Below are 15000 nucleotides of genomic sequence, written 5' to 3'. Positions count from 1 at the left end.
GAAAAAGAGAGAAAAAAAGGAAAATTGACAGGATCCATTTTTCTCTCTGATTGGGAGTAAAAAGTTAAGAGGAAACCCTAACTAGCAGTAGTTGGGCAAGGATTTGCCGCCGCGCGGGCAAGTTTCTAAATCACGGGAATTATCAACAGAATTGATTCCAATCCAATTATTAATTGTTTCTAAATCGAAGCCAACAGCAAATTCATTTCCGACTTGAATTAAGGGACGACGAATTAGCAATGGTTCGGAGAGCATTAATTTCAATGCTGTATTTTCATCTAATTGGGCAGGAATAATTTGACCAGATTTGATTTGCGGTGCTGAATAATTGAACCACTCAACTACAGGTTTGGTGCCAAAAAATGCCCGTAATTTTGTCGGCGTCCAAACTTCAGTAAGGAGGTTACGTGCTTCTAGTTGATGTCCGGCTGCTAAGAGGATAGCTTTCTGTTTAGTGTTATTAATGCAGCCCGGTTTTTCGTAAAAAATGATTTTCTTCATGTCCTTAATTTATTAATAGAAGTGGATAGAAAGCGGCTGAGAGATTGTTATCTCCTCATCCGGCGGTAGAAAGCGCGATCGCGGACTTTCTTTTGGGTTTAAGCTTCGTTTGACGCACGGGTATATCGATGTGAAATTCAGCACCTTTACCAGGAGAAGAAATGCACTCCAGTTTACCTTTATGCTTTTCAACGATAATTTGATAGCCGATCGATAATCCTAATCCCGTACCTTTACCAACAGGTTTGGTAGTGAAGAAAGGATCGAAAAGTCGCTTTTTGACTTCTTGAGTCATTCCCGGTCCGTTATCTCGAATACAGACGCGGATCGAATTGGCATCGATCTGTTCAGTGCGAATTAAAATTTGAGTAGTCGAGGAGATGCCTTCGGCGAGAAAACGCTGTTGATTGTAACTATCGAGGGCATCTAAGGCGTTACAAAGGATGTTCATGAATACTTGATTAAGTTGTCCGGGATAGCATTCAACTAAAGGTAAATTCCCGTATTCTTTAATGATTTCTACCGTGGAATGAAAAGAGGTTTTGTACTGGGTTTGATAAACATTACTATTTACTTTGAGGCGATTGCTTAAAATTAATAAAGTGCTGTCAATTCCTTCGTGAATATTGACAAATTTCATTTCCGCTTCATCAACGCGGGAAAAATTGCGTAAACTTTGGACAATTTCTTGAATTCGACTGGTTCCCATTTTCATCGAAGCGATCGCGCTAGGTAAATCTTGTTGAACAAACTCAATATCGATCGCCTCGCTCAATTCTTGGATCTGAATAGGTGGTTGAGGATAATACAGTTGGTAGAGTTGTAACAATTCCAGTAAATCAGCTACATATTGTTGCACGTGACTGATATTGCCAGAAATAAAATTAATGGGATTGTTGACTTCGTGTGCTACTCCTGCTACCAGTAACCCCAAACTAGACATTTTTTCTGTTTGGATCAATTGACTTTGAGTTTGCTGAAGTTTTTCGAGGGCTTGCTGCATTTGCACTGCTGAAGCTTTTGCCGTAGTTGCCGCCAAGCGACTAGCTTCATAAAGTCGGGCGAGATCGATCGCGATCGCCAGTTGATCGGCTAAATCTGTTAATAACTCAATTTCCTCTTCTTGCCAAATATGTCGGCGCTGGCGATGCTCGCAAACGATCGCGCCAACTTCTCCCGATTTTGGACGAATGGCGATCGCTAACAAAGATTTGATTTCTTTTTTGTGCAAATAATTGCGATTTTCCAGTCCAATTCCGGGATCTACAGAAATATTATCGATCTTGAGCAAATTTTTTGACAGCAGCATCTCGCCCAAAACATCAATCGCGGGCGTTTTCGGTTTCACGCAACCCGTGCAAACTTTATTTAACTGGCAAACTTGGCGGATCGGCTCAAAAGTCGGCATCTTCGCCTCTGGACGATACCACAAAAACTGACAGCATTCCACATCAAGCATTTGACGAATTTCATTAATCGCCGTTTCAATAATCTTATTCAAATCTAAAGAATCGCGGATTTGTGTAGCGACGCGACGCTTCAGCAGTTTTTCCTGACGTGCTAGTTTCAGTAATTTTTCTTGTTGACGAGAGCAATTATTTTTCTGCTGCTGAATAATTTTATCTTCAGTGTTTGTCAATTGTGCTGAAGACGTTAATAATGCTGTGGCTGCTTCTACTGCTAAGGCTTGAGCAAAAAGATTTCCCTGTACTTTTTCACATCTCAATTCCCGAAGTTGCTCTAGCTGAATTTCATTTTCTACTCCCTCAGCTACTACTTCTAAACCGAGATTATGCGCTAGGGTAATTATCGTCCAAACAACTGAATCTCGCTCTTTTTTGGGCTGTTTTGCTTGGATTTCGCTGATAAAAGAGCGGTCAATTTTGAGATTATCTATCGGAAAACTTACCAAATGCGATAAAGAAGAGTAACCTGTGCCAAAGTCGTCAATTGAAAGGCGAATGCCGAGCTTTTTTAATTCTAAAAGCATTATCGTTGCTGATTCGGGATTATCAATTAAGCAACTTTCGGTAATTTCTAGGTTTAAACTACTTCCCTTAATTCCTGTAGCTTGCAAAATTCGCTTGATTTGTTCCACCAATTGCAAATCGGCAAATTGTTTGGGGGAAATATTTACATTCATTGTTAATTGAAGTTCGCCGATAAAAGCCGATTGCCACTTTTGTAACTGATTGGCTGCTTGTGCCAAAATGTAATGTCCTAGTGGAATGATTAATCCGGTTTCTTCAGCTAAGGGAATAAATTCTTGGGGAAGGACTAATCCTCGTTGAGGATGTTGCCAGCGCACTAAGGCTTCAAAACTGAGAATTTTGCCGGTTTCTGAGGAAAAAATTGGCTGGTAGTGGAGAACAAATTCTTGGCAGTTTTCTAAGGCTCGTCTGAGGTCGTTTTCTAATTCTAATAAGGCGATCGCTTGTTCGTACATTTGCGGATTAAAAATTACAGATCGCGAAATTCCTCCTTGTTCTTTTGCACGATACATGGCAGTATCGGCGGCTCGTAAAATGTCTTCGGGATTTTGATGAAATGCGATAAGATTGGATAAAGGACAATGAGGAAAGCGAGTATTTTCTGTTGTTGTTTGGCTCGAGCGCTGGGCTTTTTTGGGATAACATAAAACGATCCCAATGCTAGCACTGGTAAAAATTTGTTGCCGATCGAGAACAAAGGGTTGGGCGAGTTGGGCTTCGAGGCGATCGCCAATTTGCCGCACTTGGTGAATGTCATGGACGTTTTCGACGAGGATGGTAAATTCGTCTCCACCTAAACGAGCGACAAGATCTTCGGCTCGCAAACAACTACGCAGACGATCTGCTACTTCACACAATAAGCGATCGCCAACTAAATGTCCTAAACTATCGTTAACTACTTTGAAACGATTTAGGTCGAGAAAGAATACGGCAAAAAATTCAGAAGAAGTTGGCTCTCTTTCTAGCGCTGCTTCGAGATGTTGTGAAAAATAGGCTCGGTTAGCTAATCCTGTGAGTGAGTCGTGCCAAGCATGATAGCGCAATTTCTCTTCCGCTTTTCTCCGTTCGGTAATATCGGCGATCGTGCCAATATAACTAAGAATCTTTCCCTCAGTTGTGGTTTCTGCTACTACTTGAGCATAAACCCAAGTGACGATTCCATCAGGACGTTGTAAGCGATATTCTGTTGATTTAAAAGGCAATTTTTTCTCGATCGCTGCATACCATTCTTCAACTACTGAAGCGCGATCTTCGGGATGCACGCTTTTTACCCAACCTTCTCCTGTGGCTTCTTCGGGGATCATTCCTGATAGTTCGCACCAACGTTCGTTGACATCTAAAAATTTTCCTTCGCTATCGGTGCGAAATAACCCTACAGGTGACAAATTAACTAAAGTTTGGTATTGATTCCGACTTTCTCTTAGTTCTTCTTCGATTTGTTTGCGATCGCTAATCTCAAATTGAATTGCTAAATATTGATAAAGTTGTTGATTCTCATCTAGAAAAGGAATAATAGTCGTATCAACCCAATAATAACTTCCGTTTTTAGCTCGCTCTTTGATTTCGCCGTGCCACACTTTTCCCGCACTAATTGTTGACCAAAGCTGGGAGAAAAACTCGGATGAATGATAGCCAGAATTGATGAGCTGATAACTTTGACCGATTAGTTCTTCTTGAGAGTAGCCAGAAACTTGACAAAACTTTTGATTAACTTCAATAATAATTCCCTTTACGTCCGCGATCGCTACAATCGCTGCTCGATCTAAGGCAAATTTTATATTCTCTAATTCTCGCACATAATTAGGAGAAATTTGTTTGTTTTCCTGTTCTTGGCTAATTTCCTCTCGGTAAGCATTCAAGTTAGTTACGTTGGCATGATATTTTTTGTTGTACTTATCATTTTGAGAAACTTTGGTCAATTCTTGAGTATTCATTTCTCTTTTCCTCTCTGAGAATTTTAATTACTGAAGCGATCCTCTACGCTCAGGGAGTTTATTTAACTTAAACTCTAGATGCACTAATACTCACTGTTCTAGCCTAGATTATTCTTAATCTTATTTTAGATAATTATTCCTAATGGTTTTGTATCTACTACTACAAAGCTTTAAACTTTATCAATTTTGGTTAAAATTTACTTAAATTACTCTTATTTCCTGTTAGTTATTGATTGGAAATAATTGGGTAAAAATCAAACTTAAAAATTTCCTTATTTGAGCGCGACCGGACAAGCAAGTAGTTAAATTTTAACAACAAACATCAATAATTATCAACCATAATTTTTCCGATTTAAAAAAAAATTTAGCTAATTTATCTTCGTATTTTTGGGAAGGTCGCTTTCAGCAACCAGCATTCTCAATGCCAAGAAATCATCATAAATTTAAGAAAAATAAAAAGCAAATCTTAAGTAATTTTCAGAAAAATCACCACAAGAGATGGTGGGCAATGCCCACCCTACTAATTAAAGTTTTTTCGCGTCAATAGTTTGAGGAAGTTTAATTGGTTCGGGTAAATTAGCTATCTGTAATTCCCAACCATTAGTTAAAGTCAAAATTTTGCCTTCCGGAACTACAGTTTCGCTAACAACTTCTTCCTCTAAATCTTTTTTAGCCACATAGACTGATAAATGTCCAGCAGCATTTTTGCGCAGCATTACTTTCATGAAAATATTCCTCTTGTTAGTGAATAGATTGTAATTAGTAAACGACGAACTTGAAACAGTTAAACTTGGGAAATTGCTTAAATTAGCCTTTATTCAACCACCTCTAATTCTTTGCGACGACAGCCGACAACCACACCTTGATCTACGAAATGGATTGCATAAATGTAGTACATTTGCAAATAAGTACCAATCCCAACAACATAACCGACATCACCTTTTTTTGCCAAAGCTTCGCCAATTTCTCTACCGGGGAAAGTACCATCATTGCGAATTAACTTACGCACCCTAACTTTTTGTTCCATTTCAAATACAGGCGGACTATCAAGTTCGATTTCATCCGACACCATGAGCGATCCTCCGATGAGAAACTATATCTAACAATTCTTCTCCAGTTAAACTGCGTTTTACTTCTACAGATAACTGTCGCACTGCATCTAAAACCCATTGACTTTCTTCATGGGTAAGATTAACTCCATACTGTTGCAAAATGCTCGAAACTAAATGTCTTCCGGAGTGTTTTCCAGCGACTAAACGACGTTCCCAACCTACTTCTTCCGGAGCAAAAGGTTCGTAGGTATGAGGATTTTTTAAGATCGCGTGAGCGTGGATACCAGACTCATGAACAAAAGCATTTTCACCAACAATAGCTTTCCAAGGTGGTACAGAACAACCAGATGCAGTAGCCACAAAATCAGAAAGTTCTTTTAAGCGGCGAGTATTAATGCCAACTTCAAGAGAATAAAGCCTTTTTAGCGCCATAACAACTTCTTCTAAAGCCGCATTTCCTGCTCTTTCTCCTAAACCATTGATAGTAGTATTTACTGATAATGCACCTGCTTGAATACCAGCCAAAGCATTAGCAGTTGCTAAACCAAAATCGTCGTGGGTGTGCATTTCGACAGGAATAGATAGCCAGTTAACGAGATATTTAACTTTGGCGTAAGTAGCGGTAGGATCGAGAATGCCAACAGTATCGCAAAAACGAAAGCGAGAAGCGCCCCAATCTTGAGCAGAAAGAGCTACTTCCAGGAGAAAAGCTTCATCAGCCCGCGAAGAATCCTCTGCTCCGACAGTAACATATAAACCGCGATCGCGGGCAAAATTAATTGTCTCGCGTAGTTTATTTAAGACTAAGCGACAATTACCATTAAACTTCGCGGCAATTTGGATTTCTGAGACAGGAATCGAGATATGTACCCGTTCCAAACCACAAGCAAGAGAAGCTTCAATATCCGATCGCACCGCACGATTCCAACCGAGGAGTTTAGTCTTTAAACCGAGGCTAGCAATCTTAGCGATCGCTTCTGCCTCTTCTCCCCCCATTGCCGGAATACCAACTTCTAATTCTGGCACGCCAATTGCATCCATTAAAGTAGCGATCGCTACTTTCTCCTCAACTGTAAATGCTACTCCAGCAGCTTGTTCGCCATCCCGCAAAGTTGTATCGTTAATTGTAACGTGACCCATGTTTTAATCTCCTTCCACACCTTAAACTAAGACGTTACAAACTGGTTGATTATCTAACCAATCAAAAATCCGTTGTAGCTGTTCGATAGAAACTAAGCCATACTGCCATAGCAGCATTGGTAAAGGATCGCTGATGCTTTGTCTACGTTCGATTACTACCGCTACTTCCGCAGGTGAAATTGCCAGTTCTTCCTGCAAAAAGTTAGTAAATTCCTTAAGTTTGAAATTGATTTCCATGACAGCACCTTTTCAGTTACCAGTTAAAATTACCCACCTTTCTCAGTTGACAATTATCAGTTATCGTGTTTTAGCTTCCGTTCACTTTTTCCTCGAAAGTTGAGAAAGGGGGTAACTATGTTTAGTTAGTAACTGATAACAGTAGTTAAAAACAAGCAATCCAAGCGCCGATTATTGAGCATCATCGGGGTAGTTACTTCGACTGAACAAAAGCCAAAGTAAGACTATCAGCAGCCAAGAAATGCTCCAGGTGGAAAGCACGTTCTTCAGTTTGTAAAAGAATTTGCTCGTAAATATAGCGAGTAGCGCGATCGCCAACACTTTCGGCTTGGGCTGCTTGACGACGAATTAAACCGATCAGCGCTTGTTCTGCTTTAAGATCCTGTTCGACCATTTGACGACTAGGAAAAATACTATCATCTTCAGGTTCAAAGCAACACAATTCAGCTAATTTCGTAAAACTAGCCACAGGTGTACCACCCAAACCATGCAAACGTTCGCCAACTTCATGAACGTGATTGCGGACAGCTTCGTAACTTTCTTGAAAATATTGATGCAGCGAATAAAATTGAGAGCCTTCAACCACAAAATGATGTTTTTCATATTGTAGATAAAGAGCTTGGAAACTCGCCAAAGCAATATTCAAACCTTCACAAACCGGAGTGATTTCTTCAGGAGCGAAACCAACAACATTATCCTTAATTTCCCCAAAGGGTTGGACGATTACTTGTGCTTGCGTCATCGTTCTACTTGTGGTAATAGTTAATAGTGTTAATGAGACGGACTTGGAACTTGAGTTTCCCAACAGCGTTCCAGCCAATTGACTAACTCCGGGCGAGAAGCAACTAATTGCTGCACCGCACTGCGTAAAAGAACGGCATCAAGGCAATGGTTAACTTCAACCCAAAGAGAGCCATCAGCAGGACACCAACAGGAAATTTTTAACTCTTGGAGGCGGCGATATAGCAACCAGCGATCGCTACGTGAAATTGTGCCAACCTGAAGAGCATCAGGACTAGGAGTGATAAACATCATTATTTTCCGCTTGCGTCGATTGTAAATTCTGTAACTGTTGTTCTAGTTGTTCGATCCGCATCATTAAACTTCGGATCGCTCTAGCTTCAGGATCGGGTAAATTATTGTGTTCCAAAGGGCAACCGTGACCAGTACGAGAGATAATCCGACCAGGTACCCCCACCACCGTGCAATCATTGGGGACATCACGGAGGACAATCGAACCAGCACCAATGCGAACGCGATCGCCAATTCTTAGATTACCTAAAACCTTTGCACCTGCACCCACAACTACATTATTTCCTAACGTAGGATGGCGCTTACCAGATTCTTTACCCGTACCACCTAAAGTGGCATTTTGATAAATTAAACAATAATCACCAACAATAGCAGTTTCACCAATAACAACTCCCATTCCATGATCGATAAACACCCCCTTACCAATTTTGGCACCAGGATGAATCTCAATACCCGTTAAAAAACGTCCCCAGTGTGAAAGCAAACGAGGTAGAAAAGGAATAGAGCGCGATCGTAACCAATGAGCAAGGCGATGTAACGCCAAAGCGTGTAAACCTGGATAGCAGCATAACACCTCCAGCCAATTTTCCGCCGCCGGGTCGCGATCGAAAATTACCTGAAAATCACTTTTTAGCCCCTCCCACCAATGGGGAGAAACAAATTCAGTCGATTCAGCATTGGGAGGTAAGGATGGGGAATAACGAGAATTACCAGAAGCAGAAGTAACTTTTCCCTTGCGGTGGTTCCACTTCCGGCTTTTCCCAATAGCGAGCGGCTGTAACATCGGATTTTCTGATTTTAGGACGAGATGTATTATTAATGCTTATATCAAGTGCCGACTTGCGTACAGCTACTCTCCGACTCGCTTAAGCTTATTAGATTTATTAACGTTGTACTCAAAATATCTAGAACCTAGACCACATCAGCCTTCGATCGATTGAAAAAATAATTTTTGGGGTAGGGGGGCTAGTATTTCTTACTAGGGGGTTGAGTATTTCTGGTTCAGGGTACTTGTATTGTTGTACTCAAGCTTAAATCCTCTCCCAGACAAGATTTTCACCCAATTTCAACACTAAATTTTGACCTCAAATTTTGTACTCATTTCTTCCTTGCTCTTACGAGCATTCAACCCTAGATAATTCAAGCTTTTCAGTCTTTCTCTCCGGTATTTTCGCTCGGCACAGCAAATATATAGTTAATTTTCCTAGAAAAATCTGTTAAATTAAATACAGAAATTGAATTCCGTGACATCACTGGGTAAGCTCGATACGCTTACTCCAGTTTTTTCTTCAAGTGAGTACAAACAAGCTTAACTTTCACACTCAAACTAATAAGTCAGTACATTCCTTATCCCGTATAACTTTAAGCCTGAGTACAGAAATACAAGACCCCCTACGTGAAAATACTAGAACCCCTACCCATAAATACTAGAACCCCTACCCCCAAAAAAAATTTTTTTCCTAGAAAATCAAAGCTTAGAACCTCTGAGTACAACCCTAATTAATCCAATAAATCTAAGCGACTGGCAAAACCAAGGCTTCCCAAAATGAAGCTGGTATAAAGTTCATAACGCTAAGGCAAAGAAAAAAACAAACCCCAATCAAATCTCAACTTTGCCCTCGTCCAGTCAATTACTGTCTCAATCACGGAATTCAATGTTACATCCTACAGGAACATTAACCATCGAACCACAAACTCAGCCCAAGAAATCTTCTGGTAGTTGCAGTTGCAGTGGTTCTTCACCAAAAGAAATTAAAGACCAAAAACTCCAAGAACGCATTGCCAAACACCCTTGTTACAGTGAAGAAGCCCACCATCACTATGCACGGATGCACGTAGCCGTAGCTCCTGCTTGTAACATTCAATGCAATTACTGCAATCGCAAATATGACTGCGCCAATGAAAGTCGTCCGGGAGTCGTTAGCGAACTGCTAACCCCCGAAGAAGCAGCCCACAAAGTCTTAGTAATTGCTGGCAAAATCCCGCAAATGACAGTCCTCGGTATAGCTGGACCTGGCGACCCCTTAGCAAACCCCGAAAAAACCTTCCGCACGTTTGAACTAATTGCAGACAAAGCCCCGGATATCAAACTCTGCTTATCCACCAACGGCTTAATGCTACCCGATCATGTCGATCGCATTAAACAACTGAATGTCGATCACGTCACCATTACTATTAATATGGTTGACCCCAAAGTCGGCGAAAAAATTTACCCTTGGGTTCGTTATAACCGTCGCCGCTACCGGGGTATCGAAGGAGTCAAAATTCTTCACGAAAGACAGATGGAAGGCTTACAAGCCCTTCAGGAAGCAGACATCCTCTGCAAAGTTAACTCCGTCATGATTCCAGGAATTAATGACGAACACCTCGCCGAAGTCGATGAAGTAATTCGTTCCAAAGGTGCATTTTTGCACAACATCATGCCCTTAATCTCCGCCCCCGAACACGGTACTTATTTCGGCTTAAACGGACAGCGCGGACCTACTCCCAAAGAGTTAAAATCACTACAAGACAAATGCTCCGGCAACATGAAAATGATGCGTCATTGTCGCCAGTGTCGCGCTGATGCGGTAGGACTTCTGGGTGAAGATCGCTCTCAGGAATTCACCAAAACTAAATTCATGGAGATGACTCCTGAATATGACATCCAGAAACGTCAGGAAGTACACGCAGGTATCGACCAATTCCGAGAACAACTGAAAGCAACCAAAGAGCAGAAAGCTGCCCAGAAGAAAAGGAAAACAGGTGAAAAAATTCTTGTCGCAGTAGCAACTAAAGGTAGTGGTTTAGTTAATCAACATTTTGGTCATGCGAAAGAGTTCCAAATTTTTGAAGTTGATGGCGCAGAAGTAAAATTTGTCGGACACCGCAAAATCGATCATTATTGCCAAGGTGGTTACGGCGAAGAAGCAACTTTAAACAACATTATTCAAGCAATTTCTGATTGCAAAGCAGTGTTGGCTTCCAAAATTGGGGACTGTCCTCAAGGAGAATTACGCAAAGCTGGAGTAGAACCATTTGAAGGCTATGACGTAATTGACAAACTTGCTCTTGACTTTTACGAGCAATACAGTAAAAAAACCCAATCATAAGGAGTAAAGTTATGGTTAGAACAGTAGATCGTCCAACCCAAAAATTACCCGCAACTATTTCTCCGAATAATGATAATGGTTACTGGGAATCCTGGTTTGTTACTTATAACCGCTTAGTAGCCCAGCTTAAAGAGAAACAGCATCACTAAGTTTTCACTAGGGAAGAGAAAATTAAAACGACAACAACTTAGAACTGCGCTTCCATTTTCTTCCCATCGCTAATTATTCTAGATTCGCTCCAACTAATATTTTAAATAGCAGGTAAAATAGCTATGAAAGATTGCATTTATCTTGATAACAACGCTACAACCAAAATTGATGAAGAAGTTGTTTCGGCAATGTTGCCTTACCTAACGCTTTATTATGGTAATCCTTCTAGTATGCACAGCTTCGGCGGGCAAGTAGGAAAAGCAGTCAGGGAAGCACGCGAACAAGTTGCATCGCTTTTGGGCGCAGAAGCTTCGGAAATAGTCTTTACCAGTTGTGGGACCGAAGGAGATAATGCAGCAATTAGAGCGGCTCTTTCTGCCCAGCCGAATAAGCGACATATTGTGACTAGTTGTGTGGAACATCCGGCAGTTCTAAATCTTTGCAAATATCTAGAAAAGCAAGGTTATAGTGTTACTTATCTGTCGGTAAATTCTCAAGGTCAAATTGATTTGGATGAATTAGAAGCATCGCTTACGGGAAATACTGCTTTGGTTTCGGTAATGTATGCTAATAATGAAACAGGTGTAGTTTTCCCGATTGAGCGTATCGGACAGATTGTTAAAGATTATGGTGCAATCTTCCATGTGGATGCGGTACAAGCGGTGGGTAAAATTCCCTTAAACATGAAGACTAGCACGATCGATTTATTGACTTTATCTGGTCATAAAATCCATGCTCCGAAAGGAATTGGAGCGTTGTATGTGCGCCGAGGAGTCAGATTTCGTCCCTTCTTAATTGGCGGACATCAAGAAAGAGGTCGTCGCGGTGGAACGGAAAATGTACCAGGAATTGTTGCTTTAGGTAAAGCTGCTGAATTAGCAGAGAAAAATTTAGCTAATATTGAGGGAGAAAAACAGTTGCGCGATCGCCTAGAAAAAGGTATACTTGCAAGTATAGAGAATGCGATCGTTAATGGCGACCCGATTGAAAGATTACCTAACACAACAAATATTGGTTTTAAGTATATTGAAGGTGAGGCAATTCTCTTATCACTCAATCAATTTGGAATTTGTGCTTCTTCTGGTTCTGCTTGCACTTCTGGTTCCTTAGAACCGTCCCACGTTTTACGCTCAATGGGACTACCTTATAGCGTTCTCCACGGTTCAATTCGCTTCAGTTTATCACGCTATACTACCATCGAAGAAATCGATCGCGTCTTAGAAGTTCTCCCAGGAGTTATTGAACGTCTCCGCGCTCTTTCTCCTTTCAATAACGATCGAGCTGACTGGTTACAAGAACAAGAACAAGCAGTTTTAACCCGATAGTAAAGCTTGGAGGACAAGGAAGAGGGGGAAGACAAGGGAGAGGGGGGAGACAAGGGAGAAAGGGAAGACAACGAGGATAAACTGGTAACTGTTAACTGATAACTGAACCCAATCCCTAATCCCTAATCACTACTAATAACTAATAAGGAATAATTGGTAACGAAAAATGTGGGAATATACCGATCGAGTAATGGAATTCTTCTATAATCCCAAAAATCAGGGAACGATTCTAGAGAAGAATGAAGGCGAAAAAGTAGTAACTGGAGAAGTAGGAAGTATTGCTTGTGGAGATGCTCTCCGCCTACATTTAAAGATTGACGAAACTACAGAAAAAATCGTTGAGGCAAAATTTCAAACCTTTGGTTGTGCTAGTGCGATCGCGTCTTCTTCTGCTTTAACTGAGTTACTAATCGGCAAAACTATTGAAGAAGCATTAAAACTTACTAACCGCGAAATTGCTGAGTTCTTGGGAGGATTACCAGAAGAAAAAATGCACTGTTCTGTAATGGGACAAGAGGCATTAGAAGCAGCTATTTATAACTACAAGGGTATTCCCTTAGAAACTCATGAAGAAGACGAAGGAGCATTGGTTTGCCGTTGTTTTGGCATCAGTGATGTCAAGATTAAACGAGTTATTCGCGAAAATAATCTCACGACTGCCGAACAAGTTACAAACTATGTTAAAGCAGGAGGCGGTTGCAGTTCGTGCTTATCCGATATCGACGATTTACTCGCAGAAGTTACTCTGGAAAAAGAGAAAGGTTTGGAGGTGGCAACAGAAATTGCTACAACTAAATTATCCACTGCCGAACCAGGAAAACCCCTCACTAATTTGCAAAAAATTACTCTCATTCAACAAGTTTTAGAGGAACAAATCCGACCAGTTTTAGCTGAAGACGGTGGTGATGTGGAACTCTTTGATGTTGATGGTGAGGTTGTCAAAGTTATTCTCAAAGGTGCTTGTAGTGGTTGCGCTAGCAGTACCGAAACTTTGAAAGTCGCTATCGAAGCAACACTCAAAGATCGCGTTTTACCTAGTCTCACAGTAGTCTCTGTCTAAAACTGATTGGGGATTGTCAAAATTAGCTAAAAAGCTATTGACAAAACATCAAAAATATGAAGTAAAAATCCCCAATGACTAAGCCTTAAATAAGTCAAATAACTTCTAGGAAACAAGAAAGATGATGAACAAGTACCAATCCAAACAAAGAGAGCGATCGCCACCGGAAAGATTGCTTCTCTGAGCGGCTCTTTTAGCCAGTTCGATGTCCAGATTGAGGGTTCGCACGGACGTAATTCCCAGCAAAGCTGAAAAAAACAGACTTTGCATACATACGAATCAAGGCTGACATTCAAACGAGAGCTAAAATCCCGCAAAAAACAAAAAGCGATCGCTGTCCTAAGCGTCGCTTTATCCCAAAACTTCAGATTTAATTTCATTGCAGACCATCTAGTATAAGCGAGAAACCAACCATGCGTCAAATAGCATTTTACGGAAAAGGCGGGATCGGTAAATCCACCACATCTCAAAACACGATCGCCGCTTTAGCAGACAACAACCGCATCATGATTGTCGGTTGTGACCCGAAAGCTGACTCAACCCGCTTAATGCTTCACTGTAAAGCACAAACCACGATTCTGCACTTAGCAGCAGAGCGCGGTTCCGTTGAAGACCTCGAACTCGAAGAAGTATTGCTCACAGGTTACAAAAACGTTAAGTGCGTAGAATCTGGCGGTCCAGAACCAGGTGTCGGCTGCGCTGGTCGTGGCATCATTACCGCGATCAACTTCCTCGAAGAAGAAGGAGCTTACGAAGACTTAGATTTCGTATCCTACGACGTACTAGGTGACGTTGTTTGTGGTGGTTTCGCTATGCCTATTCGTGAAGGCAAAGCCCAAGAAATCTACATCGTAACCTCCGGTGAAATGATGGCAATGTATGCCGCTAACAACATCGCACGAGGCATTCTCAAGTACGCTCACTCAGGTGGCGTTCGCTTAGGCGGTTTAATCTGCAACAGCCGTAATGTTGACCACGAAGTTGAGTTAATCGAAGAGTTAGCTCGCCGTCTGGGAACTCAAATGATTCACTTCGTACCTCGCAGCAAAGCAGTACAAGAAGCTGAACTGCGCCGGATGACCGTAATCGAACACAATCCTACTCACCCACAAGCTGATGAGTATCGGACTCTGGCTGAGAAGATTGAGAAAAACACCAACCTGGTAATTCCTACTCCAATCACGATGGATGAGTTGGAAGCTCTGCTGGTTGACTTCGGTCTACTCGGCGGTGAAGAAGAGTATCAGAAGGTTATCGAAGCTGACAAAGCTCAAGAAACTGCTGCTGTCTAGTTTCGGTAACTAGGGGCTGGCGATACACCGATAGACAAGAAATCGCCATTCCCTCTCAATTCCCCAAATCGCATTTGTTCAACAGTTATCGCACAGAAAGGGAGAAGGGGGAGACTTGGAGGACAAACTAATAACTGTTAACTGGTCACTGATAACTGTTAACTGTTTACTGAACCCAATCCCCAATCCCTAAT

Annotated in this window: 14 protein-coding genes; 5 read left to right on the top strand and 9 right to left on the bottom strand. The window is 41.4% G+C overall.

From position 1 onward, the window contains the following. Positions 1–81 precede the first annotated feature (81 nt). The 9 genes from G3T18_RS16725 to cysE all read right to left on the bottom strand — a co-directional run bounded on the left by G3T18_RS16725 (position 82) and on the right by cysE (position 8671). Complete coding sequence (locus tag G3T18_RS16725; RefSeq protein WP_224411716.1) at positions 82–501, bottom strand: ArsC/Spx/MgsR family protein; 420 nt, start codon at positions 499–501, stop codon at positions 82–84. Positions 502–556: 55 nt separating this feature from the next. Beyond that, positions 557–4426, bottom strand: a complete 3870-nt coding sequence (locus G3T18_RS16720; protein WP_224411715.1) for an EAL domain-containing protein — start codon at positions 4424–4426, stop codon at positions 557–559. Positions 4427–4950: 524 nt separating this feature from the next. Then, positions 4951–5151 (bottom strand): putative nitrogen fixation protein NifT, encoded by a 201-nt coding sequence (gene nifT / locus G3T18_RS16715; RefSeq protein WP_224411714.1) that lies wholly within the window; start codon positions 5149–5151, stop codon positions 4951–4953. Positions 5152–5240: 89 nt separating this feature from the next. Further along, positions 5241–5498: a nitrogen fixation protein NifZ gene (locus tag G3T18_RS16710; RefSeq protein WP_224411713.1), complete on the bottom strand. Its 258-nt coding sequence runs from the start codon at positions 5496–5498 to the stop codon at positions 5241–5243. Continuing rightward, positions 5485–6618, bottom strand: a complete 1134-nt coding sequence (gene nifV / locus G3T18_RS16705) for a homocitrate synthase (protein ID WP_224411712.1) — start codon at positions 6616–6618, stop codon at positions 5485–5487. The genes G3T18_RS16710 and nifV overlap by 14 nt, the downstream gene beginning before the upstream one ends. A gap of 21 nt (positions 6619–6639) precedes the next feature. Next, complete coding sequence (locus tag G3T18_RS16700) at positions 6640–6855, bottom strand: DUF2949 domain-containing protein (protein ID WP_224411711.1); 216 nt, start codon at positions 6853–6855, stop codon at positions 6640–6642. Positions 6856–7048: 193 nt separating this feature from the next. Next, positions 7049–7597 (bottom strand): DNA starvation/stress protection protein DpsA, encoded by a 549-nt coding sequence (locus G3T18_RS16695; protein ID WP_224411710.1) that lies wholly within the window; start codon positions 7595–7597, stop codon positions 7049–7051. 29 nt (positions 7598–7626) lie between these two features. After that, positions 7627–7890: an Asr1405/Asl0597 family protein gene (locus G3T18_RS16690; RefSeq protein ID WP_318013990.1), complete on the bottom strand. Its 264-nt coding sequence runs from the start codon at positions 7888–7890 to the stop codon at positions 7627–7629. Continuing rightward, on the bottom strand, positions 7871–8671 hold the full coding sequence (cysE, locus tag G3T18_RS16685; RefSeq protein WP_224411709.1) for a serine O-acetyltransferase: 801 nt from the start codon (positions 8669–8671) through the stop codon (positions 7871–7873). Before cysE ends, G3T18_RS16690 begins: the two co-directional genes overlap by 20 nt. A gap of 871 nt (positions 8672–9542) precedes the next feature. On the opposite strand from cysE, the gene nifB reads away from it, so the two are divergent. The 5 genes from nifB (at position 9543) to nifH (ending at position 14806) form a co-directional block, all read left to right on the top strand. Then, a complete protein-coding gene (gene nifB, locus G3T18_RS16680; protein ID WP_224411708.1) occupies positions 9543–10979 on the top strand; it encodes a nitrogenase cofactor biosynthesis protein NifB in 1437 nt (478 codons plus the stop codon). An 11-nt stretch (positions 10980–10990) separates the two neighbouring features. Continuing rightward, positions 10991–11128, top strand: coding sequence for a hypothetical protein (locus G3T18_RS16675; RefSeq protein ID WP_224411707.1), 138 nt, complete (start codon positions 10991–10993; stop codon positions 11126–11128). 123 nt (positions 11129–11251) lie between these two features. Then, positions 11252–12454, top strand: coding sequence for a cysteine desulfurase NifS (gene nifS, locus G3T18_RS16670; protein ID WP_224411706.1), 1203 nt, complete (start codon positions 11252–11254; stop codon positions 12452–12454). A gap of 166 nt (positions 12455–12620) precedes the next feature. Beyond that, positions 12621–13514 (top strand): Fe-S cluster assembly protein NifU, encoded by an 894-nt coding sequence (gene nifU / locus G3T18_RS16665; protein ID WP_224411705.1) that lies wholly within the window; start codon positions 12621–12623, stop codon positions 13512–13514. A gap of 413 nt (positions 13515–13927) precedes the next feature. After that, positions 13928–14806 carry a nitrogenase iron protein gene (gene nifH / locus G3T18_RS16660; RefSeq protein ID WP_224411704.1) on the top strand — a complete coding sequence of 293 codons (879 nt, stop codon included), beginning with the start codon at positions 13928–13930 and terminating at the stop codon, positions 14804–14806. Positions 14807–15000: the final 194 nt, after the last annotated feature.

The organism is Oscillatoria salina IIICB1 (assembly GCF_020144665.1).
GTDB lineage: Bacteria > Cyanobacteriota > Cyanobacteriia > Cyanobacteriales > SIO1D9 > IIICB1.
Note: the sequence above shows the minus strand (reverse complement) of the source record. Positions and strands in the feature narration are given on the sequence as shown.

Excerpts from the sequence above, each read along its gene's own strand:
- G3T18_RS16725 (WP_224411716.1), bottom strand. The coding sequence starts at position 501 with ATGAAGAAAATCATTTTTTACGAAAAACCGGGCTGCATTAATAACACT.
- G3T18_RS16720 (WP_224411715.1), bottom strand. The coding sequence starts at position 4,426 with ATGAATACTCAAGAATTGACCAAAGTTTCTCAAAATGATAAGTACAAC.
- nifT (WP_224411714.1), bottom strand. The coding sequence starts at position 5,151 with ATGAAAGTAATGCTGCGCAAAAATGCTGCTGGACATTTATCAGTCTAT.
- G3T18_RS16710 (WP_224411713.1), bottom strand. The coding sequence starts at position 5,498 with ATGGTGTCGGATGAAATCGAACTTGATAGTCCGCCTGTATTTGAAATG.
- nifV (WP_224411712.1), bottom strand. The coding sequence starts at position 6,618 with ATGGGTCACGTTACAATTAACGATACAACTTTGCGGGATGGCGAACAA.
- G3T18_RS16700 (WP_224411711.1), bottom strand. The coding sequence starts at position 6,855 with ATGGAAATCAATTTCAAACTTAAGGAATTTACTAACTTTTTGCAGGAA.
- G3T18_RS16695 (WP_224411710.1), bottom strand. The coding sequence starts at position 7,597 with ATGACGCAAGCACAAGTAATCGTCCAACCCTTTGGGGAAATTAAGGAT.
- G3T18_RS16690 (WP_318013990.1), bottom strand. The coding sequence starts at position 7,890 with ATGATGTTTATCACTCCTAGTCCTGATGCTCTTCAGGTTGGCACAATT.
- cysE (WP_224411709.1), bottom strand. The coding sequence starts at position 8,671 with ATGTTACAGCCGCTCGCTATTGGGAAAAGCCGGAAGTGGAACCACCGC.
- nifB (WP_224411708.1), top strand. The coding sequence starts at position 9,543 with ATGTTACATCCTACAGGAACATTAACCATCGAACCACAAACTCAGCCC.
- G3T18_RS16675 (WP_224411707.1), top strand. The coding sequence starts at position 10,991 with ATGGTTAGAACAGTAGATCGTCCAACCCAAAAATTACCCGCAACTATT.
- nifS (WP_224411706.1), top strand. The coding sequence starts at position 11,252 with ATGAAAGATTGCATTTATCTTGATAACAACGCTACAACCAAAATTGAT.
- nifU (WP_224411705.1), top strand. The coding sequence starts at position 12,621 with ATGTGGGAATATACCGATCGAGTAATGGAATTCTTCTATAATCCCAAA.
- nifH (WP_224411704.1), top strand. The coding sequence starts at position 13,928 with ATGCGTCAAATAGCATTTTACGGAAAAGGCGGGATCGGTAAATCCACC.